This window comes from Falsiroseomonas stagni DSM 19981 (assembly GCF_900114315.1).
GTDB classification, from domain to species: Bacteria; Pseudomonadota; Alphaproteobacteria; order Acetobacterales; family Acetobacteraceae; genus Falsiroseomonas; species Falsiroseomonas stagni.
Window position 1 is genome coordinate 146,935 of record NZ_FOSQ01000013.1, and the last position, 19,823, is coordinate 166,757.

At 70.2% G+C, this 19,823-nt stretch carries 20 protein-coding genes; 6 read left to right on the plus strand and 14 right to left on the minus strand.

All coding sequences use genetic code 11. From position 1 onward, the window contains the following. The first annotated feature begins 245 nt into the window (after positions 1 to 245). The 3 genes from BM041_RS24555 to BM041_RS24565 all read left to right on the plus strand — a co-directional run bounded on the left by BM041_RS24555 (position 246) and on the right by BM041_RS24565 (position 3,601). Positions 246 to 1,277, plus strand: coding sequence for an amino acid ABC transporter substrate-binding protein (locus tag BM041_RS24555; protein WP_092962552.1), 1,032 nt, complete (start codon positions 246 to 248; stop codon positions 1,275 to 1,277). Positions 1,278 to 1,342: 65 nt separating this feature from the next. Then, positions 1,343 to 2,488 (plus strand): amino acid ABC transporter permease, encoded by a 1,146-nt coding sequence (locus tag BM041_RS24560; protein WP_092962553.1) that lies wholly within the window; start codon positions 1,343 to 1,345, stop codon positions 2,486 to 2,488. Positions 2,489 to 2,491: 3 nt separating this feature from the next. Further along, the gene (locus tag BM041_RS24565; RefSeq protein WP_092962554.1) at positions 2,492 to 3,601 is read left to right on the plus strand and encodes an amino acid ABC transporter permease; all 1,110 of its coding nucleotides are present in this window, start codon (positions 2,492 to 2,494) and stop codon (positions 3,599 to 3,601) included. A 139-nt stretch (positions 3,602 to 3,740) separates the two neighbouring features. On the opposite strand, the gene BM041_RS24570 is transcribed toward BM041_RS24565, so the two are convergent. From BM041_RS24570 to BM041_RS24580, 3 genes are read right to left on the minus strand one after another with little or no spacing between them, the layout of a single operon-like run. Next, a complete protein-coding gene (locus tag BM041_RS24570) occupies positions 3,741 to 4,457 on the minus strand; it encodes an SDR family NAD(P)-dependent oxidoreductase (protein WP_092962555.1) in 717 nt (238 codons plus the stop codon). Between the two features lie 7 nt (positions 4,458 to 4,464). Further along, complete coding sequence (gene purF / locus BM041_RS24575) at positions 4,465 to 5,940, minus strand: amidophosphoribosyltransferase (RefSeq protein ID WP_092962556.1); 1,476 nt, start codon at positions 5,938 to 5,940, stop codon at positions 4,465 to 4,467. A gap of 12 nt (positions 5,941 to 5,952) precedes the next feature. Further along, positions 5,953 to 6,510, minus strand: coding sequence for a CvpA family protein (locus BM041_RS24580; protein WP_092962557.1), 558 nt, complete (start codon positions 6,508 to 6,510; stop codon positions 5,953 to 5,955). 179 nt (positions 6,511 to 6,689) lie between these two features. Between BM041_RS24580 and BM041_RS24585 the strand changes: the two genes are divergently transcribed. Then, positions 6,690 to 6,962 carry a BrnT family toxin gene (locus BM041_RS24585; RefSeq protein WP_092962558.1) on the plus strand — a complete coding sequence of 91 codons (273 nt, stop codon included), beginning with the start codon at positions 6,690 to 6,692 and terminating at the stop codon, positions 6,960 to 6,962. Continuing rightward, a complete protein-coding gene (locus BM041_RS24590; RefSeq protein ID WP_175534149.1) occupies positions 6,928 to 7,260 on the plus strand; it encodes a BrnA antitoxin family protein in 333 nt (110 codons plus the stop codon). The genes BM041_RS24585 and BM041_RS24590 overlap by 35 nt, the downstream gene beginning before the upstream one ends. Here BM041_RS24590 and radA read toward each other — a convergent pair. Further along, complete coding sequence (radA, locus tag BM041_RS24595; protein ID WP_092962560.1) at positions 7,229 to 8,662, minus strand: DNA repair protein RadA; 1,434 nt, start codon at positions 8,660 to 8,662, stop codon at positions 7,229 to 7,231. The two genes, BM041_RS24590 and radA, sit on opposite strands and share 32 nt — an antisense overlap. A 102-nt stretch (positions 8,663 to 8,764) precedes the next feature. On the opposite strand from radA, the gene BM041_RS24600 reads away from it, so the two are divergent. Then, positions 8,765 to 9,865 (plus strand): serine hydrolase domain-containing protein, encoded by a 1,101-nt coding sequence (locus tag BM041_RS24600; protein ID WP_092962561.1) that lies wholly within the window; start codon positions 8,765 to 8,767, stop codon positions 9,863 to 9,865. Positions 9,866 to 9,874: 9 nt separating this feature from the next. On the opposite strand, the gene BM041_RS24605 is transcribed toward BM041_RS24600, so the two are convergent. The 10 genes from BM041_RS24605 to BM041_RS31960 form a co-directional block, all read right to left on the minus strand. After that, a complete protein-coding gene (locus BM041_RS24605) occupies positions 9,875 to 10,648 on the minus strand; it encodes an ABC transporter ATP-binding protein (RefSeq protein WP_092962562.1) in 774 nt (257 codons plus the stop codon). Beyond that, complete coding sequence (locus BM041_RS24610; protein WP_092962563.1) at positions 10,645 to 11,430, minus strand: MlaE family ABC transporter permease; 786 nt, start codon at positions 11,428 to 11,430, stop codon at positions 10,645 to 10,647. Before BM041_RS24610 ends, BM041_RS24605 begins: the two co-directional genes overlap by 4 nt. Positions 11,431 to 11,435: 5 nt before the next feature. Next, positions 11,436 to 12,536 (minus strand): alanine racemase, encoded by a 1,101-nt coding sequence (alr, locus tag BM041_RS24615; protein WP_092962564.1) that lies wholly within the window; start codon positions 12,534 to 12,536, stop codon positions 11,436 to 11,438. Then, complete coding sequence (locus BM041_RS24620; RefSeq protein WP_092962565.1) at positions 12,536 to 13,000, minus strand: GNAT family N-acetyltransferase; 465 nt, start codon at positions 12,998 to 13,000, stop codon at positions 12,536 to 12,538. Before BM041_RS24620 ends, alr begins: the two co-directional genes overlap by 1 nt. Beyond that, positions 12,990 to 14,522 carry a replicative DNA helicase gene (locus BM041_RS24625; protein ID WP_092962566.1) on the minus strand — a complete coding sequence of 511 codons (1,533 nt, stop codon included), beginning with the start codon at positions 14,520 to 14,522 and terminating at the stop codon, positions 12,990 to 12,992. Before BM041_RS24625 ends, BM041_RS24620 begins: the two co-directional genes overlap by 11 nt. Before the next feature lie 178 nt (positions 14,523 to 14,700). After that, complete coding sequence (rplI, locus tag BM041_RS24630; RefSeq protein ID WP_092962567.1) at positions 14,701 to 15,273, minus strand: 50S ribosomal protein L9; 573 nt, start codon at positions 15,271 to 15,273, stop codon at positions 14,701 to 14,703. A 12-nt stretch (positions 15,274 to 15,285) separates the two neighbouring features. Beyond that, positions 15,286 to 16,239 carry a YybS family protein gene (locus BM041_RS24635; protein WP_092962568.1) on the minus strand — a complete coding sequence of 318 codons (954 nt, stop codon included), beginning with the start codon at positions 16,237 to 16,239 and terminating at the stop codon, positions 15,286 to 15,288. 31 nt (positions 16,240 to 16,270) lie between these two features. Then, a complete protein-coding gene (gene rpsR, locus BM041_RS24640) occupies positions 16,271 to 16,558 on the minus strand; it encodes a 30S ribosomal protein S18 (protein ID WP_092962569.1) in 288 nt (95 codons plus the stop codon). Between the two features lie 6 nt (positions 16,559 to 16,564). Further along, positions 16,565 to 17,041: a 30S ribosomal protein S6 gene (gene rpsF, locus BM041_RS24645; protein WP_092962570.1), complete on the minus strand. Its 477-nt coding sequence runs from the start codon at positions 17,039 to 17,041 to the stop codon at positions 16,565 to 16,567. A 181-nt stretch (positions 17,042 to 17,222) separates the two neighbouring features. Beyond that, the coding region (locus BM041_RS31960) for a beta strand repeat-containing protein (protein ID WP_175534150.1) at positions 17,223 to 19,823 on the minus strand (2,601 nt) is incomplete at its 5' end.

Below are 19,823 nucleotides of genomic sequence, written 5' to 3' on the forward strand. Positions count from 1 at the left end.
CCCCGGTGCATCGGCGGTTCTTCCGCCGGCCGAGACCTAGCCGTCCGCGATTTAATCCCGGGTTACCGCGCCACCCGCGCCGGGCAGGGGCCGGGGCATGTGTCCACCACGCGGGCAGGCCCGGCGGGACCCGCCCAAAAAATCACCACCCAATTACAATCTTGCAATTAGATGGACTTCCGGCCATGTCCCGACCCGGAAGCGAGGATCGGAACGGTCCCGCGGGGTAACAGGGAAGCAGAGAGATGAAGTGGTCGATGCTCGCCGCCGCCGCGGCGGCGTTCGTGTCCCTTGGCGCGTCGGAGGCCCTGGCGGGCCGCGACCTGGACCAGATCAAGCAGCGCAACACGCTGCGCTGCGGCGTGCAGGGGCCGTCCAACCCCGGCTTCGGCGTGCCGGACAGCCAGGGCCGCTGGTCGGGCTTCAACGTGGAAGTCTGCCGCGCCATCGCCATCACCATCTTCGGCGATCCGAACCGCGTCGAATTCGTCCCCGTCACGACGCAGAGCCGCTTCCCGGCCCTGTCGGCCGGCGAGGTGGACGTGCTGTCCAACAACACGACCTGGACGCTGACGCGCGACAGCAACGTCAACCGCTTCAACCAGCCCGCCATCACCTTCTATGACGGCCAGGCCATCATGGTGCCGCGCCGCCTGAACGTGACCAGCGCCCGCCAGCTGAACGGCGCCACGGTCTGCGTGCAGCCCGGCACGACGACCGAACTGAACCTCGCCGACTTCTTCCGCGCCAACAACCTGCGCTTCACCCCGGTGGTGATCGCGGACCTGGACGAGTTGCGCCGCGCCTATGACAGCGGCCGCTGCGACGTCTTCACCAATGACTTCGCCGCGCTGGCCGCGCAGCGCACCCTGCTGACCCGCCCGGCCGACCACGTCATCCTGCCGGAGCGCCTGTCCAAGGAGCCGCTGGCGGTGACGATCCGCCAGGGTGACGAGGAACTGACCAACATCGTCGCCTGGACGACCTTCGCCCTGATCGACGCCGAGGAACTCGGCATCACGCAGGCGAATGTCGAGCAGATCGCGACGACCTCCACCAACCCCGTCGTGCGCCGCCTGCTCGGCGTCGAGGGCAACATGGGTGAGAGCCTCGGCGCCGCCCGCCCCGACTATGTCCGCCAGATCATCCGCACCTTCGGCAATTACGGCGAGATGTTCGAGCGCCACCTCGGCACGAGCACCCCGCTCGGCCTGGAGCGCGGCATGAACAACATCTGGACCCGCGGCGGCCTGCTCTACGCCCCGCCGGCGCGCTGATCTGACGCCCAGGAAGGGGGCCCTGCGCCCCCTTCCCCCCCTACCTTCTCCGGGATCAGCGCTGCATGAGCCTGTCCGTTCTTCGCGGCCCCGCCCGCGGCTACCTGATCCAGGCCGCGCTCCTGGTCGCCCTCGTCGCGACGGGCATGTGGTTGTGGTCCAATGCGGAAGCCAACATGGCCGCGCGCGGCCTGCGCTTCGGCTTCGGCTTCCTCGACCGGTCCGCCGGCATCCCGATCGGCGAAAGCCTGATCCCCTACACGCCCGCCGACACCTACCGCCAGGCGCTGACCGTCGGCCTGCTGAACACGCTGCGCGTCGCCATCATCGGCTGCATCCTGGCCACCGTGCTCGGCGTGGTGCTGGGCCTGGCGCGGCTGTCCACCAACCCCATGCTGCGGTCGCTGACGGGCGGCTACATCGAGGTCATCCGCAACACCCCGCTGGTGCTGCAGCTGGTGTTCTGGCACGCGGTGATGCTGCAGATGCCCTCCGTCCGGCAGGCGCTGAACCCGCTGCCCGGCGTCTTCCTCAGCCAGCGCGGCCTCAAGATTCCCGCCCTGATGGCGGACCCCGCGCTCTACGCCTTCCTCGCCGCCCTCGCCGCCGGCGCCATCGGCTGGTGGGTGCTGCTGCGCCGTGAACGCGCGCGCCAGGTGGAGACGGGCGAGCGCCGCCCCACCATCCTGCCGGGCCTCGCCATGCTGCTGGGCTTCCCGGCGCTGTCCATCGCCGCCGGCTTCGTGCCGCGGGTGGAGTGGCCGGAGATGGCGGGCTTCAACTTCGAAGGGGGCCTCGCCCTCTCGCCCGAATTCTTCGCCCTGCTCGTCGGCCTCGTCGTCTATACCGCCGCCTTCGTGGCGGAGATCGTCCGCAGCGGCATCCAATCCGTCCATCGCGGGCAGTGGGAGGCGGCGCGCGCCCTCGGCCTGCCGGGCGGGCGCATCATGCGCCTGGTGATCCTGCCGCAGGCGCTGCGCGTCATCATCCCGCCGATGACGTCGCAATACCTGAACCTGACGAAGAACAGCTCGCTCGCTGTCGTCATCGGGTACCCCGACCTCGTCTCGGTGGCCAATACCTCGATCAACCAGACCGGCCAGGCGATCGAGGTCATCACCATCTTCATGACGATCTACCTGGCGATGAGCCTCGTCACCTCCGCCCTGATGAACTGGTACAATGCGCGCGTCGCGCTGATGGAGCGCTGAGCCATGGCCGAAAGCACCTCCGCCCCCGGTCGCGACCTTCCGGGCCGCGACGCCCCGGCCCTGCCGACCTTCGCCGTGCGCGCGCTGGCCTTCGCCCGCGCCTGCTTCGACGGCCCGGTGAACGGCGCCATCACGCTGGGGTGCCTGGCGCTGCTGTGGTGGCTGGTGCCGCCCTTCTGGGACTGGGCCGTCACCCGCGCCACCTGGAACGGCAACGCCAATGCCTGCCGGGAGGCCGGCGGCGCCTGCTGGGCCTTCATCCGGGAGAAGTTCTGGTTCTCCATCTTCGGCCTCTACCCCTACGAACAGCGCTGGCGGCCGGCGACGATGATGACGATCCTCGTCATCATGGTCGTGGCCTCCACCCAGCGCCGCTTCTGGGGGCGCGGCCTGCTGGTCGCCTGGGCCGTGGCCGCGCCGGCGATGCTGGTGCTGATGGGCGGCGGCGTCTTCGGGCTGGACCCGGTGCAGACGCGGCTCTGGGGTGGCCTCACCATCACCGGCGTCATCGCGGTCTACGGCCTGGCGCTGGGCTACCCGCTGGCCATCCTGCTGGCACTTGGCCGCCGCAGCGACCTGACGCTGGTGCGCTGGTTCTGCACCGCCGTCATCGAATGCGTCCGCGGCGTGCCGCTGATCAGCCTGCTCTTCATGGCGGCGATCATGCTGCCGCTGTTCCTGCCGGAAGGCGTGACGCTGGATCGCCTGGCGCGCGTGCTGGTGGCCTATACGCTGTTCACCGCGGCCTATATGGCGGAAGTCATCCGCGGCGGACTACAGGCCATGCCGCGCGGCCAGTACGAAGCCGCGGACGCGCTCGGCCTGTCCTACTGGAAGAAGATGCGCCTGGTGATCCTGCCGCAGGCCCTGACGATCACCATCCCGTCCCAGGTCAACACCTTCATCGGCCTGTTCAAGGACACGACGCTGGTCGTCGTCATCGGCGTCTTCGACTTCTTCACCACGCTGCGCGCGGCGCTGGGCGATCCCAACTGGCTGGGCTTCGCGACGGAAGCCTATGTCTTCGCGGCGGGGGTGTATTTCCTGCTGTGCTTCGCGATGAGCCAGTATTCGCAGCGGCTGGAACGGAGCCTGCGGCCGGGCGCGCGGTGATTCCAGGGAGGGCGCTGCCCTCCCTGACCCTCCCGCCAGGGGGGAGACCCCCCTGGACCATCGTCAATTGACCGCGGTCCAGGGTCCCGCTGGACCCTGGCGAGGGGGGTACGGGGGGAGCAGCGCTCCCCCCGGCGCGCTACCCGATCTCGATCCGCTCCCCGTGCCGGGTCTCCGCCGGAAAGCACAGCGCCGCCAGCGCAGGCGCCACATCCGCGGGCTGCGGGATGCTGGCCGGATCCTCGCCAGGCATGGCGGTCGCCCGCATCCGCGTGGCCACCACGCCGGGATCCGCCAGGTTCACGCGGAGCGGCGTCGTCGCCACCTCCTGCGCCCAGGTCTGCACCAGATGCTCCATGCCGGCCTTGGCGGCCCCGTACATGCCCCAATAGGCCTTGGGCCGCAGCACCCGCCCGCTGGTCAGGAACACGGCGCGCCCGGCGTCGGAGGCCCGCAGCGGCGGATCGCAGGTGCGGATCAGGCGCCAGGCGGCGGTCAGGTTCACCGCCATCACCTCCGCCCAGTCCTTCGGATCGATATGCGCCACCGGCGTCAGCTTGTTCAGCGCGCCGGCATTGTGGACCAGGATGTCCAGCCGCCCGAAGCGCTCCATGATCGAGGGCCCGACCAGGTCCAGCTGCTTCTCCGCATCCTTCTGCAGATCCAGCGGCAGCAGCGTGGCACCGCGACCGGTGGCGGCGCGGATCTGGTCATCCACCTCCTCCAGCCCGCCCTGGGTACGGGCGATGAGGACGAGCTGCGCGCCCTGCTTCGCGAGTTCCAGCGCCAGCGCCGCGCCGATGCCGCGCGACGCGCCGGTGACCAGCGCGACGCGATCCTGAAGCGGAAGGGACATGGTCTTCCTAACGATTGGCGGCCTGGAGGAGCGACAGCGGCCGCTCCGAATTGTCCTGCGAATCCGTCAGCGGAATCGCGTAGTCGCCCGTGAAGCAGGCGTCGCAATAGGCCGGCGCATTCGCGTCCCGCCCCGTCTTGCCGAGCGCGCGGTACAGCCCGTCCAGCGAGATGAAGGCCAGGCTGTCCGCGCCGATGATCTGCGCCATCTCCGCGATATCGTGTTTCGCCGCCAGCAGCTTGCTGCGCTCCGGCGTGTCGATGCCGTAGAAGCAGGAATGCGTGGTGGGGGGGGACGAGATGCGCATATGCACCTCCGTCGCGCCGGCCTGGCGCACCATCTCCACGATCTTCCGGCTGGTCGTGCCGCGGACGATGCTGTCATCCACCAGCACCACGCGCTTGCCCTCGATCATGCTGCGGTTGGCGCTGTGCTTCAGCTTCACGCCGAGGTGGCGGATCTGGTCCGTCGGCTCGATGAAGGTGCGGCCGACATAGTGGTTGCGGATGATGCCGAGTTCGAAGGGGATGCCGGCTTCCGCCGCATAGCCCATCGCCGCCGGCACGCCGCTGTCCGGCACGGGCACGATGACATCGGCCGTGACGCCCGATTCGCGGGCGAGTTCGGCGCCGATGCGCTTGCGCGTGTCATAGACCGGCGTGCCTTCGACAACGCTGTCGGGCCGCGCGAAGTAGATGTATTCGAAGATGCAGAAGCGCGACTGCGCCCGCGCGAAGGGGCGGATCGACTTCATGCCGCTGTCGTCGATCATGATGATCTCGCCCGGCTCCACATCCCGCACCATGTCGGCGCCGATGATGTCGAGGGCACAGGTCTCGCTGGCCAGCACGTAACCGCCGGTCGCGAGCTTGCCGAGCACCAGCGGCCTGACGCCCAGCGGATCCCGCGCGCCGATCAGCGCGCCATTATGCAGCGCCACCAGGCTGTAGGCGCCCTGCACCTGCTTCAGCGCATCGATCAGCCGGTCCATGACCGTGGTGTAGAGGCTGATGGCGATGAGGTGGATGAACACCTCGCTGTCCGTGGTGGACTGGAACAGGCAGCCCCGCCGGACCAGCGCGCGCTTCAACTGGTGTGCGTTCGTCAGGTTGCCGTTATGCGCCACCGCGAAGCCGCCGAATTCGAAATCGGCGTAGAGCGGCTGCACGTTGCGCAGCGCGGTCTCGCCCGTCGTGGCGTAGCGGTTGTGGCCGAGCGCGGCGTGGCCGGGGAGCCCCGCGATGACATGCGCATCGCCGAAATTGTCGCCCACCAGCCCGCGGCCCTTATGGGCGTGGAACTGCCCCTGCCCGGCGAGGGAGACGATGCCCGCGGCTTCCTGCCCCCGATGCTGCAGGGCGTGCAGGCCGAGCGCGGTGAGCGCCGCGGCATCGCTGCTGCCCCAGATGCCGACGACGCCGCATTCCTCATGCGGGTGGTCATCGTCACCGATGTCCCAAGGCTGCGTGGAGAGGTCGGTCATGCGCGTCCTTCGCTACCGGCTGCGCGCGGGGGGGCGGAGCAGCTGGTCCATGCTGGGATCCTGGCGGCCCGTGCCCTCAGGCAGGCGCGGGCGGAACTCCTCGGGCAGCTTCGCCACCACCCAGGCCGCGCCATCGGCCGCCAGCGGCAGGCTGCGCGCCTCGCGGACCGGGTCGGGCCATTTGTCGGTGGCGGGCAGCAGCAGCCCGGCCACGATATAGGCAATCACGACGATGAAAGCACCCCGCGCCGCGCCGAACAGCAGGCCGAGCGCGCGATCGACGCCGCCGAGGGCGGATCGCTGCACCTTCCCCGCCAGCCAGGCGATGATGATCTTGAGAAAGACCAGCACCACCAGGAACACGACACCCACCGCGGCGCCGGTCGCCAGCCAGGGCGGCTGGACATAGTTGGCGGCATAGGGGGTCGCCTGCGGCTCCGCCACCACGGCAGCAATGATCGCCCCCGCCCAGGCCCCGATGCCCAGCACTTCGCGCACGAGACCGCGGAAATAGGCGAGGCCCGCAGAAAGCAGGATCACCGCCAGGACAACGCCATCAACCCAGGTCATCGGGCGCGGGTATAGCGGGGGCGGGGCAGGGTGTCATGGTGGTGTCTTCGGGGATGTGAGGTGTTGCGCGTAGCGACGGATGTAGCTACGATGCGGATACGCTGAAAACAGCACCAGGGAGTCGCGATGCATGAAACACGCGCTGAGCAGGCTGCTCAGTGCGAGGGGGACCGTTACGCATGCCTTACCTCGAATGGGATGACCGCAAGCGGCTGTCCAACCTGGAAAAGCACCGCCTCGACTTCGAAGACGCCTACCAGATCTTCGGCGCAGAATTCCTCAAGCTGCCGGCGAGACCATCCGGCGACGAGTTGCGTTTCCGCGCCATCGGCCATGTCCGGGAGAACCTGGTCACGGTCATCTACACCGAACGAGGCGATGCGATCCGCATCATCTCCATGCGCAAGGCGAGAACCGATGAGCGAAGGCTTCATCAAGCGCTATTCGATTGAGGAACTCCGCGCCCGCGTCGAGCGCGAAGGCTCCAAGACCGACGACGCCTACATCCGCAACCTGTCGGAGGATGCGCTGGAACGCTCCATCGCCGACGATCCCGATTGGAAGGACATCCCGCCCAATTGGCACGAGGGCGCGGAAATCGTGACGCCCGGTCCCAAGAAGCTCCTGTCGCTCCGCCTTGACCAGGAGGTGGTCGATTGGTTCAAGGCAACCGGCCCTGGCTACCAGACGCGGATGAACGCGGCGCTACGGGCCTATGTCAGGGCTCGGCAGAAGGCGGGGCCGCGCTAGCCCCCTCCCCCTTCTTCTTCACCGTCTTGGCCGCGAAGATCGCGACCAGGTCGGCCAGGTGCCCCGTCTCCGTCAGCTTCAGCCCCGGCACCGCCGCCGGCGGCGCGCTGCCCCGCGCCACCCGCCGCGGCAGGGTCGCCGCGGTGAAGCCCAGCTTCTGCGCCTCCCGCATCCGGCTTTCGGTCTGGGAGACCTGGCGTACCTCGCCGGAGAGCCCGACCTCCCCGAAATAGACCGCCCCCGGATCCGTCGGCCGGTCGGTCGCGGCACTCACCAGCGCCGCCGCCACGGCGAGGTCCGCCGCCGGCTCCGCGATCCGCAGGCCCCCGGCCACGTTCAGATAGACATCGTTCATGCCCACGCCCAAGCCGCAGCGCGTCTCCAGCACCGCCAGCAGCATCGCCAGCCTTCCGCTGTCCCACCCCACCACCTGCCGCCGCGGCGACCCGCCGGAGGACGGCGACAGCAGGCACTGCACCTCCACCAGCACCGGCCGCGTGCCCTCGATGCCCGCGAAGACCGCGCTGCCGGAGACATTGCCCCGCCGCTCCGCCAGGAACAGCGCCGACGGGTTCGCCACCTCCACCAGCCCGCGCTCCGTCATCTCGAAGACGCCGATCTCATCCGTCGCGCCGTAGCGGTTCTTCACGGCGCGGAGGATGCGGAACTGGTGGCCGCGATCGCCTTCGAAATAGAGCGTCGCATCCACCATGTGCTCCAGCACCCGCGGTCCGGCGAGCGTCCCTTCCTTCGTCACATGCCCCACGAGCACGATGGCGAAGCCCCGTGCCTTGGCCAGGCGGATCAGCTCCGCCGCGCAGGCCCGCACCTGGCTGACGGTGCCGGGCGCCGAATCCAGCGCGTCCAGCCACACGGTCTGGATGGAGTCGATGATGACCAGCGCGACATCCGTCTCCCCCTCCAGGCTCGCCACGATGTCCCGCAGGCTGGTCGCCGCCGCCAACCCCAAGGGGCTGTCCGTCAGCCCGAGCCGCGCCGCGCGCAGCCGCACCTGCTCCACCGCCTCCTCGCCCGAGATGTAGAGCGCGCGGCGCCCCGAACTCGCGATGCGTGCCGCCGCCTGCAGCAGGATGGTGGACTTCCCGATCCCGGGATCGCCGCCCACCAGCACGGCGGAGGCCGGGACCATGCCCCCACCCAGCACCCGGTCCAGCTCCGCGATCCCCGTGAGTATGCGCTGCGGCGGCGCGGACCGCCCCTTCAGCCCCACGAATTCCACGCGCCTGCCGCCGCCGGCCTTGGCCGCCGGGCCGGGGCCGCGGGGTTCCGAGGTCTCCTCGGACAGCGTGTTCCATTCGCCGCAGGCATCGCAGCGGCCCTGCCATTTCGGGTGCGGCGCGCCGCAGGCCTGGCAGATGTAGCGGGTGACGGGCTTGGCCATCCGATATGACTAGCACGAAACAGGAACGGCGTTGAAGGGGGTGGGTGGCTGGACCCCAGGCGCCTTCGGGTCCACCGTTCCCGCCATCACGGAGGAAGCCCCATGGTCCAACCGACACGCCGCGCGACACTCGGGGCCGCGGCCCTCAGCCTGCTCGCCGCCCCCACCCTCGCCCAGACCGCCACCATCCCCGGCGCCGCCTGGGCCCGCCACGCCCGCCCGGAAGATGCCGGTTTCCGCGCCGACGGCCTGGCGGAGGTGGAGCGGATGACGAAGGACCTGGCCACCACCTCCCTGATGGTCGTCCGCGGCGGCCGCATCGCCTGGAGCCTCGGCGACATCGCGGAGGTCAGCTACCTCGCCTCCGCCCGCAAGAGCATCCTCTCCATGCTTTATGGCCGCTATGTCGAGAACGGGACCATCGACCTCGACCGCACCATCGGCGACATCGGCATCGACGATGTCCAGACCCTGCTGCCGATCGAGCGCACGGCCCGAATCCGCCACCTGCTGACCGCGACGTCGGGCATCTACCACCCCCAGGGCAGCCCGGGCGGGTCCACCACCGGCATCCCGGCACGGGGATCGCAGACGCCCGGCGCCCGCTTCCTCTACAATAATTGGGATTTCAACGTCTGCGGCACGGTGTTCGAGACGCTGACGGGCAAGACCGTCTTCGCCGCCCTCGCCAGCGACCTCGCCGGCCCGCTGGGGTTCGAGGATTTCGACCCTGCCCGCCAGCGCATGCTGGGCTTCCCCGACCAGTCCCGCCACCTGGCCTACCACCTGTTCCTGAGCGGCCGGGACATGGCGCGGCTCGGCCTGGTGATGGCCCGCGGCGGGCGCTGGGGCGGGCAGCAGGTGGTGCCGGAAGCCTGGGTGCGGGAAAGCACGAAGCTCCGCATCCCCGCCGCCCAACTGACCGAAGGCTACAAGGACGGGCCGCTCGGCTACGGCTACCTCTGGTGGGTGCCGGAAACGCGGACCGGCGCGGCCTGGCGCAACGCGGCGCTGGCGAATGGCAACTACGGCCAGTTCATCCTGGTGATGCCGGAAACCGATACGGTCATCGTCCACCGCCGCGCCGTGACGGACGCCTTCGCCATCGGGCGGAACATGGGAACGGACAATTCCAACCCGCGCGGCGTGTCGTCCGGTGAATTCCTGCGGCTGGCGGATGCGATCGTGGCGGCGGGGGCCTGAGGCCCCCCCCTACTTCCGCAGCTCCATCTGGATCGGCCCCTCACGCTCCCCGCGCGCGAACTGGTCCACCATCGCATTCCCCGTCTCGCCCAGCGTCGCCGCGGCCCCGCGCCAGACGATCCTGCCCTTGTGGATCATCGCCGCGTCGTCGCCGATGCGGCGCGCGCTGGCCATGTCATGCGTGATGGACACGGCGGTCGCGCCCAGCTTCTCCACGCAATCAACGATCAGCCCATCGATCACCGCGCCCATGATGGGGTCGAGCCCCGTCGTCGGTTCGTCGAAGAAGATGATGTCAGGCTCGGCGGCGATCGCGCGCGCCAGCCCCACCCGCTTCTGCATGCCGCCCGACAGTTCCGACGGCGACAGATCGCCGACGCTGGCGGCCAGGCCCACCTGCGCCAGCACCTCCGCCGCCTTGTCCCGCGCCTTGGCGCGGGTGATGCGGCGCTGCGCCAGCAGCTTGAAGCAGACATTCTCCCAGACCGGCAGGCTGTCGAACAGCGCGCCGTTCTGGAACAGCATGCCGATGCGGTCGTTCAGCGCCTCCCGCTCCCGCCGGCTCATCGCCGCGACATCCTGGCCATCGATCTCGATGGTCCCGGCATCGGGCTTGATGAGGCCGAGGATGCATTTCAGCGTCACGGATTTCCCGGACCCCGATCCGCCGAGGATCACCATCGAATGGCGCGCCCGGATATCCAGGTCCACGCCATCCAGCACCACCTTCGGCCCGAACGCCTTGGTCAGCCCGCGCAGGCGGATCTTCGGAACATCCGTCATCGGGCGAAGAGGATCGCGGTCAGGATGTAGTCCAGCGCCAGGATCAGGATGGAGGAGGCGACGACGGCCGAGGTCGTCGCCCGCCCCACGCCCTGCGCGCCCCCGCCGGACTGGTAGCCCGCCCAGCACCCCATCAGCGTGATGACGAAGCCGAAGACGGCGGCCTTGATGAGGCCCGAGACCACATCCGACATGTGCAGGAAATCGAAGGTGGATTTCAGATAGGCGCCGGAGGCGAAGCCCAGCTGCTGCGTCCCGATCAGCCAGCCCCCCATCACGCCCAGGATATCCGCGACGATCACCAGCAGCGGCAGCGCCAGCGTCCCCGCCAGGATCCGCGGCGTGACCAGGTACTTCATCGGGTTGGTGGACAGCGTGGACAGCGCATCGATCTGGTCCGTCACCCGCATGGTGCCGATTTCCGCCGCGAAGGCCGCGCCGATGCGCCCGGCCACCATCAGCCCCGCCAGCACCGGCCCCAATTCGCGCGTGATGGACAACACCACCACATTCGCCACCGCCCCTTCCGCGTTGAAGCGGGAGAAGCCGGTATAGGATTGCAGCGCCAGCACCATGCCGGTGAACACCGCCGTCAGCGCCACCACCGGCAGGCTGAACCAGGCGATCTCGATGAAATGCTTCAGGAACAGCCGCCCATGGAAGGGCGGCCGCACCAGGTGGCTGATCGCCTCCCCGGCGAAAAGCGCGATGGCCCCCACCGATCGCAGGAAGCCGATGACGACCCGGCCCAGCGCCGCGGTCAGGTCCAGGGTGCGATCCAAGGCGATCAGGCGCCGCCGCGATACAGCCGCGCATAGCGCGCGCCGAGGCTGGTCAGCACCTCATACCCGATGGTGCCGCAGCGGAGGGCGATGTCATCGGGCGTATTCCCCAACCCTTCAGGCCAAGGACCGCCGACCAGCATCACGCTGTCGCCAACCCGGGCTTCCGGCACATCCGTCACGTCGAAGGTCGTCAGATCCATCGATACCCGGCCTATGAGCGGCACGGCCTGCCCGCGCAGCTGCGCGAAAGACCGCCCCGTGAGGCTCCGAAAGTAGCCATCGGCATAGCCTGCCGCAACGGTTGCAACCCGCCGGGGTTCCGCAGCCGTCCAGGAAGCCCCGTAACCAACGGTATCACCCGCCACGATGTCCCGGATCTGCAGCACCGGCACCTCCAGCGTCACCACCTGGCGCATCGGGTTCGGCGCGCCCGGCGTGGGGTTGATGCCATAGAGCGCGCAGCCCGGCCGGGCGAGGTCGGAGGCGAAGTCAGCCCCCAGGAACAGCCCGGACGAATTGGCGAAGCTCCTCGGCACCCCCGGCGCGATCCGCGCCGCGGCCATGGCGAAGCGCGCGGCCTGGCGGGCGTTCAGCGGGTGCTCCGGCTCATCCGCGCAGGCCAGGTGGGTCATGACGTAGCGCAAATCGATCCCGTCGAGCCGCCCCCGCTCCGCCGCCAGCCGCTCCTGCTCCCCGGCATCCAGCCCGAGCCGCGCCATCCCGGTATCGAGGTGCAGCACCGCCGGCCGCGCCACCCCCGCCGCACGCCCCGCCGCGGCATGCGCCTCCACATCCCCCAGCCCGTTCAGTACGGGAATCAGCGCCGCATCCCCATCCGCCCCCGGCGGGAAGCCGTTCAGCACGATGATGGCGGGGCCCGCCCCCAGCGCCTGCCGCAGCGCCAGCCCCTCGGTCAGATGCGCCACGAAGAAGGTGCCGCAGCCCGCATCCCGCAGCGCCCGCGCCACCGGCCCCGCGCCCAGCCCGTAGCCATCCGCCTTCACCACCCCCGCGCAGGGCGCGCCGTGGCGGGCGACCAGGTCCCGCCAATTGGCGACGATGGCGGCAAGGTCGATCCGCAGCGCGCCCTGTCCCGGAACCATCAGAGATCCTGCCGATAGACGATGAAGCCCGACCGTTCCGCCACCTGGTCATACAGGCGCCGCGCCGCCGCATTGCTTTCATGCGTGTGCCAATAGACCCGCCGCGCCCCGGCTTCCCGCGCCCGCGCATAGACACCCTGGATCAGCGCCCGCCCGATCCCCTTCCCCCGGATCGCCGGCGCGGCGAACAGATCCTGCAGATAGCAGGTCGGCCCCACCAGCCCCGTATTGCGGTGGAAGATGATGTGGGCGAGGCCGACCAGCGTGCCATCCAGCTCCGCCACCAGCGCCTCCATCGGCTCCATGCCGTCGAAGAAGCGCTCCCAGGTGGCTTCCGTCAGCGAAGCGGCCGGCGCCGTCTCCCCCGCCCGCCCGTAGAATTCGTTGTAGCCCTGCCAGAGCGGCAGCCAGGCGGCGAAATCCCCCGGCACCGCCGCGCGGACGGCCACACCCTCAATCGCCATAGCCGCCACCGCCCTCGTGATGCTGGTCGAGGTCGCCGAAGCGCGTGAACTCACCCTCGAAGAACAGCTTGATCGTGCCCGTCGGTCCGTGGCGCTGCTTGGCGATGATGAGCTCCGCCTTGTTGTGCGCGCCCTCCATGTCCTTCTGCCACTTCTCCATGGCCTCGTGCAGCTTCTGCGGATTCTCGAAGTTCAGCTCCTTCGGCTGGCGCTGGGACAGGTAGTATTCGTCGCGATAGACGAACATCACCATGTCCGCGTCCTGCTCGATCGATCCCGATTCACGCAGGTCGCTCAGCTGCGGCCGCTTGTCCTCCCGGCTCTCCACCTGGCGGGAGAGCTGGGACAGCGCGATCACCGGGATCGACAGCTCCTTCGCGATCGCCTTCAGCCCCTGGGTGATCATGCTGATTTCAAGTACGCGGCTTTCCGGCCGGGTCCCCGCCGCGGGGCGCATCAGCTGGAGGTAGTCGACCACCACCAGGTCGAGCCCCCTCGTCCGCTGCAACCGCCGGCACCGCGTCCGCAGCGCGCTGATGGTGATGGCGGGGGTGTCGTCGATCCACAGCGGCAGCGCCTGCAATTCGCGGCTGACTTCCAGGAACTTGTCGAAATCCCGCTGCATGATGTCGCCGCGGCGGATGCGGTCGCCGCTGATCCGCGCCTCCTCCGACAGAAGGCGCGTCGCCAGCTGGTCGCAGCTCATTTCCAGGGAGAAGATCGCGACACCGCCGCGCGGGATCGCGTTCGGGTCATTCTCCCGCGCCTTGCGCAGGATGCTGCGCGCCGCGCCGAAGGCGATCTTGGTGGCCAGCGCGGTCTTGCCCATGGCCGGACGGCCCGCGAGGATCAGCAGGTCCGATTTATGCAGCCCGCCGGTCTTGGCATCGAAGTCGCGCAGCCCCGTGGACAAGCCGCTGACGCCGCCGGGGTTGGAGAAGGCGGCGGCGGCATGGTGCACCGCCGTGGCCAGCGCCTTCTCGAAATGCACGAAGCCGCCGTCGGAACCATTGTCCTTGGCCAGGTCGAACAGCGCCTGCTCCGCCGATTCCAGCTGCTGGCGGCCATCCAGCTCCGGCTCCGCCCCGAAGGCGCGGTTGACGATGACCTCGCCCAGATCCACCAGCTGCCGCCGCATCCAGGCGTCATGGATCACCTTGCCGTATTCGCCGGCATTGATGATGCCGACCATCGCGGTCAGCAGCTGGCCCAGATAGGCGGTGCCGCCCACCTCATCCAGCAACCCGTTGTGTTCGAACTCCGCGCGCAGCGTGACGGCATCGGCCAGCTGCCCGGCCTCGATCCGCCGCTGGATGGCGGCATAGATCCGGCCATGCACGGGATCGGCGAAATGGTCGGGGGCCAGGAATTCGCTGACCCGCTCATAGGCCTTGTTGTTGGCCAGCAGCGCACCCAGCAGCGCCTGCTCGGCCTCCGGATTCTGCGGCGGCAGGCGCTGCGACAGGCCGAGGAGGCTGTCGCCGCCGAAGGCAGGGCTGGGAGGAGCGCCGAAGGTGTTCATGCCGGCATCATAGCGCGGCGGGCGAGTCGGGCGCGCCCCCGCCGGAGGGGGGCGGCCTGTGGATATCGGGGACGGAAAGGCGATCCCGGGAAGAACTCAACCAGTACAAATGGATACGGGGAGGGCGCTGCCCTCCCCGTGCCCAGCCAGCCAGGGCCGAACCGGCCCTGGCTCGTCGTCAGTCGCGCTCGGACGCCGCGCCGAGTTCCGCCAGCTCGGCGGCCAGCTCGGCCTCCAGGCTCTCCTCCTCGGCCTGGTCGGCGGCGCGCAGATCCTCGCCGCGGGCCTGCTTCTCGGCTTCCTCGACGGAACGCGCGACATTCACGCCGACCGGGATGGAAACCTCGGGGTGCAGCGCGACGCGGACCTGGGTCAGGCCCAGCGTCTTGATCGGCTGCTCCAGCAGGACCTGGCTGCGATCCAGCGTGAGGCCGGAGGACTTGCAGGCGTCCGCGATGTCGCGTCCGGAGACGGAGCCATAGAGGCTGCCGCTCTCGCCGGCCGAGCGGATGATGACGACCGTCAGGCCGTGCACGCGCTCCGCGATGCGCTCCGCTTCCTCGCGCTTCTTGAGGTTCAGCGCCTCAAGCTGCGCGCGCTCGCGCTCGAACCGCGCGAGGTTGTCCTTGTTGGCGCGGATCGCCTTGCCCTGCGGAAGCAGGAAGTTGCGCGCATAGCCCGGGCGGACCTTCACCAGTTCGCCCATCTGGCCGAGCTTCTCGACCCTTTGCATCAGGATGACTTCGATCATGGCTGCACCGTTTCAGCGCTGAGGGGGCGGCGCGCCGCGCCGGCCCCGTGTTCCGTTGAGGATATCGAACAGGCCGTAACCCGTGACGGCCAGCGCCACCGGGACGGACATGATGAGAAGCGCCGCATAGGCGCCACCCAGGACCATGGGTCGGCCGCGCAGCGCGCTGGTCGCGCGATGGAAGCCGGCCAGGCCATGCAGGAAGACCGGCACCAGCAGCGCCAGCAGCAGCGAAAGCTCCACCGCGTCACTGCCCTCATCCGCCACCAGCCAGAGGCCGAGGGCGAGGGCGGGCAGCACCGCATACCAGGCCGGCAGCCGGGCTTCGCGGAAGGCGGGACGCGCCGCGATGATGCCGAAGCGGACCAGCAGGCCCGATGCGGCGGCCGCGTTGATCAGCAGGGCCATCGCGACCCAGAAGCCGATCGCCGCCGCCTTCACCCGCACCAGTTCCGCGACGATGCCCTCGGACGCCGGCAGCCCCATGCGGGACATCGCCTGCTCCACGGCACCGCGCAGCGCCCCCTCCATGCCACCCGGCATGTCGGACAGCAGCCAGGCCGCCACCGCGACCCCCGCCGCCGGCAGGATGCCCAGCAGGGTGAAGGGGGCCGCCAGGTCCGGGCCGGCCGAGCCGCCGCGCCGGGAGGCGACCACCAGCGCCGCCGCCGGCGCGCCGAAGATGCCGAGGAACAGCCCCGCGCCGAGGCTGGAGCCGACGGTCATGAGCGCGGCCAGCGCCACGCCCACCGCGCCGATCACCGCGCCCGCGCCGAAGCCGATGCCCGCCATGAACAGCGGCAGCGGCGCCAGCCACAAGGTCAGCGCGCCACCCGGCATGCCGCGGAAGCCCCAGAGCGTCAGCACCGCCGCGGCAAGCCCGGCGGCACCCGCGGCAAGCCAGCGGGGATCGGACGCGATGCGCCGATCCTCCCCCGTCCCCTGCTGCGTGCTGTCCGCCGTCATGTCGCTCTCGGCCCGCTACTCCGGCCGCCTGTCAGTCGTTGATGACGTAGGGCAGCAGGGCCAGGAAGCGCGCGCGCTTGATGGCGTTCGCCAGCTCGCGCTGCTTCTTCGCGCTCACCGCCGTGATGCGGCTCGGCACGATCTTGCCGCGCTCCGACAGGAAGCGGGACAGCAGGCGCACGTCCTTGTAGTCGATCTTCGGCGCCTGGGGGCCGGAGAAGGGGCAGGACTTGCGGCGGCGATAGAACGGCCGGCGGGCGCCCACGGCGGGGCGGCGCAGGGCGGGGTTCAGCGAAATCTCTTCGTTGCGGTCGGACATCTCAGATCACTCCTCGCCCGGGCCCATGTCGAGTTCTTCACGCGGACGCGCGCGGTATTCCTCGCGGTCATCGCGTTCACGCCCGCCGCCGGTGCGGCCGGAGCTGAAGCGGCCGGCGGGGCGGGGGCCGCGGAAGCCGCGGTCACGCTCACGATCCTCGCCACGGCGGGCCAGGATGGCGGAAGGCGCCTCGTCGATCGTCTCGATCCGCAGCGTCAGGCTGCGCAGCACGTCCTCATGCAGGCCGAGCTGACGCTCGACTTCCTGCATGGCGGCCGGCGGGGCGGAAATGCCCAGCAGCATGTAATGCGCCTTGCGGTTCTTCTTGATCTTGTAGGCGAGGCCGCGGAGGCCCCAGTATTCCTGCTTCTTGACCTCGCCGCCCTGCTCGCCGAGCGTCGTCGCCACCTGGGCGGCGATCGCCTCGACCTGCTGTTGCGTGATGTCGTTGCGCGCCATGAGCACGCATTCATACAAGGGCATCGGGTCCCTCCGGCTGTCTCAGCCCAGCGTGCCCCGGCACCATGCCAGGATTACGCGCGAACGGGCATAGCCGGGACCGATGCCTCGGGTCCCGGCAGGGAAGCGCGGCGTAAAGCACGCCCGCCCCGCCGGGGCAAGAATTGAATCGGGCGGGCGGGAGCCGCCCCCCCACAACCCGCCATCACGGATCCAGCAGGATGTTCGCCGCCGTCAGCACCGGGCTGGCGGAAAGGGTCGCGATCACCACCGCGCTCGCCGCCCCGTTGCCATCCGCGTCATAGCGCAGCACCCCCGCCGTGGTGTCATAGAGGAAGCGCTGCGTCGCCGTGGTGGCGGCCGCCAGGCCGGCGCCGGCGGCGAAGGCGCCGGGGTCCAGCGCCCCGGACCCGCCGCCGAAGGCGCTGCCCAGGAAGACCAGCCGGTCATCCGCCACGCTGAAGCCCGTGATGGTATCCCCGCCCTCCGTCGCATCGCCCCAGTAGAAGCGGTCCGCATCCGCGCCGCCGGAGAGGCTGTCCGCCCCCGCGCCACCCCAGAGCGTATCCGCCCCCACGCCGCCCGCCAGCGTATCGCCCAGCGCACCGCCCGCCAGGCTGTCCGCGCCCGCGCTGCCGGTGATGGCATTGGCCAGCGCATTGCCCGCCAGCACCTGCCCGCTGCCGGTGCCGACCAGCCGTTCCACCTCCGCCGTCAGCGTGTAGCTGGCCAAAGTGGTGCGGACGCTGTCGCCCGTGCCGCCGCCCGCGACCTCCAGCACCAGGTCGCCGGCCTCGTCGACGATGTAGATGTCGTTGGAGGCGCCGCCCACCAGGCTGTCCGCGCCCAGGCCGCCATCCAGCGTATCGGCGCCGTTGTTGCCGGCCAGGGTGTCCGTTCCCTCGCCGCCCCGCAGGCTGTCGCCGCTGCTGCCGCCGCTGAGGAGGTTGGCGCCCGCATTGCCCTCCAGCGTCTGCGCGCCGCTGCTGGTGCCGACCAGGTTCTCCACCTCCGCCAGCGCGGAGAGGCTGTAGCTGCCCAGCGCCGTGCGGATGGTGTCGGTGCCTTCCCCGGCCAGTTCCAGCACCAGGTCCAGCAGGTCCCCGACCAGGTAGACATCGTTGCCCACGCCGCCGGAGAGCGTATCCGCCCCCGCCGCGCCATCCAGCGTGTCGGCGCCCGCCTCGCCCGCCAGGAGGTCGGCACCCGTCCCGCCATCGATGTCGTTGCCGAGCCCGTTGCCCGACAGGGTCTGTCCGCCGGCCCCGACGCCGCTCAGGTTCTCGACCTCCGCCCCCAGCACGTAGCTGGCCAGCGTGGTCAGTACCCGGTCGCCCGTGCCGCCCCCCGCGAGTTCCAGCACCACGTCGCCGAGATCGTCCACCCGATAGACGTCGGACGCGGTACCCCCCGCCATGCTGTCGGCCCCCAGGCCGCCATCCAGCGTATCCCCGCCGCCACTGCCCAGCAGCGTATCCGCGCCGCCAAGGCCGGAGAGGCTGTCCGCCCCCGCATTGCCGGTGATCACATTGTCGGCGCCCTGGCCCGCCAGGGTCTGCGCCCCGGCGGAGGTGCCGGTCAGGTTCTCGACCTCCGCCACCAGGGTCAGGCTGGCCAGGGCGGTGCGGATGGTGTCCGTGCCCTCCCCGGCCGCTTCCAGCACCGCGTCGCCGGCGGCGTCGATGATGAAGACATCGTCGCCGATCCCGCCCGCCAGGCTGTCCGCCCCCGCCCCGCCATCCAGCGTATCCGCGCCGAGGCCGCCTTCCAGCGTATCGCTGCCGCCCGAGCCGATGACGCTGTTGGCCCCGTCATTGCCGGCCAGCGCCTGGTCGGTGCCGATGCCGCGCAGATGCTCGATGCTGGCCAGGCCCGCGATCGAATAGCTGGCCAGCGTGGTGCGGATCTGGTCGGCGGTGTCGGTGCCCGTCTCCTCCACCGCATCGCCCGCAGCGTCGATGACATAGACGTCGTTGCCGGCCCCGCCGGAGAGGCTGTCCGCCCCCGCCCCGCCATCCAGCGTATCCGCCCCCGCGGTGCCGATGATGGTATTGGCGCCCGCATGGCCCGTCAGCGCCTGGGCCGTCCCGGTGCCGAGGAGAATCTCCACCTCCGCCGCCAGCGTATGGGCCGAGAGCGCGGTGCGGACGGTGTCCGTACCCTCCCCGGCCGCCTCCAGCACCTCGTCGCCGGCATTGTCGATGAGGTAGAGATCGTCGCCGACCCCGCCCGCCAAGCTGTCCGCCCCCGCCCCGCCATCCAGCGTATCGCCACCGCCGAGGCCCAGCAGCGTATCGGTGCCGCTGCCGCCGGTGATCCGGTTGTCCTCGCCCTGCCCCGCCAGCACCTGGCTGGTGCCGATCCCGGTCAGGTTCTCCACCCCCGCGGCCAGCGTGTAGGTGGCGGCGGAGGCGCGGACGAGGTCGGTGCCCTCTCCCGCCTGCTCGATGACGACGTCGCCGGCCTCGTCGGCGAGGTAGGTATCGTCGCCCGCGCCGCCGCGCAGGGTATCGGTACCGCTGCCGCCGTTCAGGCTGTCCGCGCCCACATCCGCGACGAGGCTGTCATTGCCCCCGCCGCCCGACAGCGTATCGGCCCCGCCACCCCCCGTGATGGTGTTGTCGAGCGTATTGCCCGCCAGGGACTGCGCGGCCGCGCTGCCTTCCAGGATCTCGGCATCCGCGGCCAGGGTGTAGGCGGCGAGCGCGGTCCGGACCGTGTCGACGCCGCCCGCATCGGCGATGGCATCGGTCGCGCTGTCGACGATGTAGACATCATCGCCCAGGCCACCCGAGAGGCTGTCCGC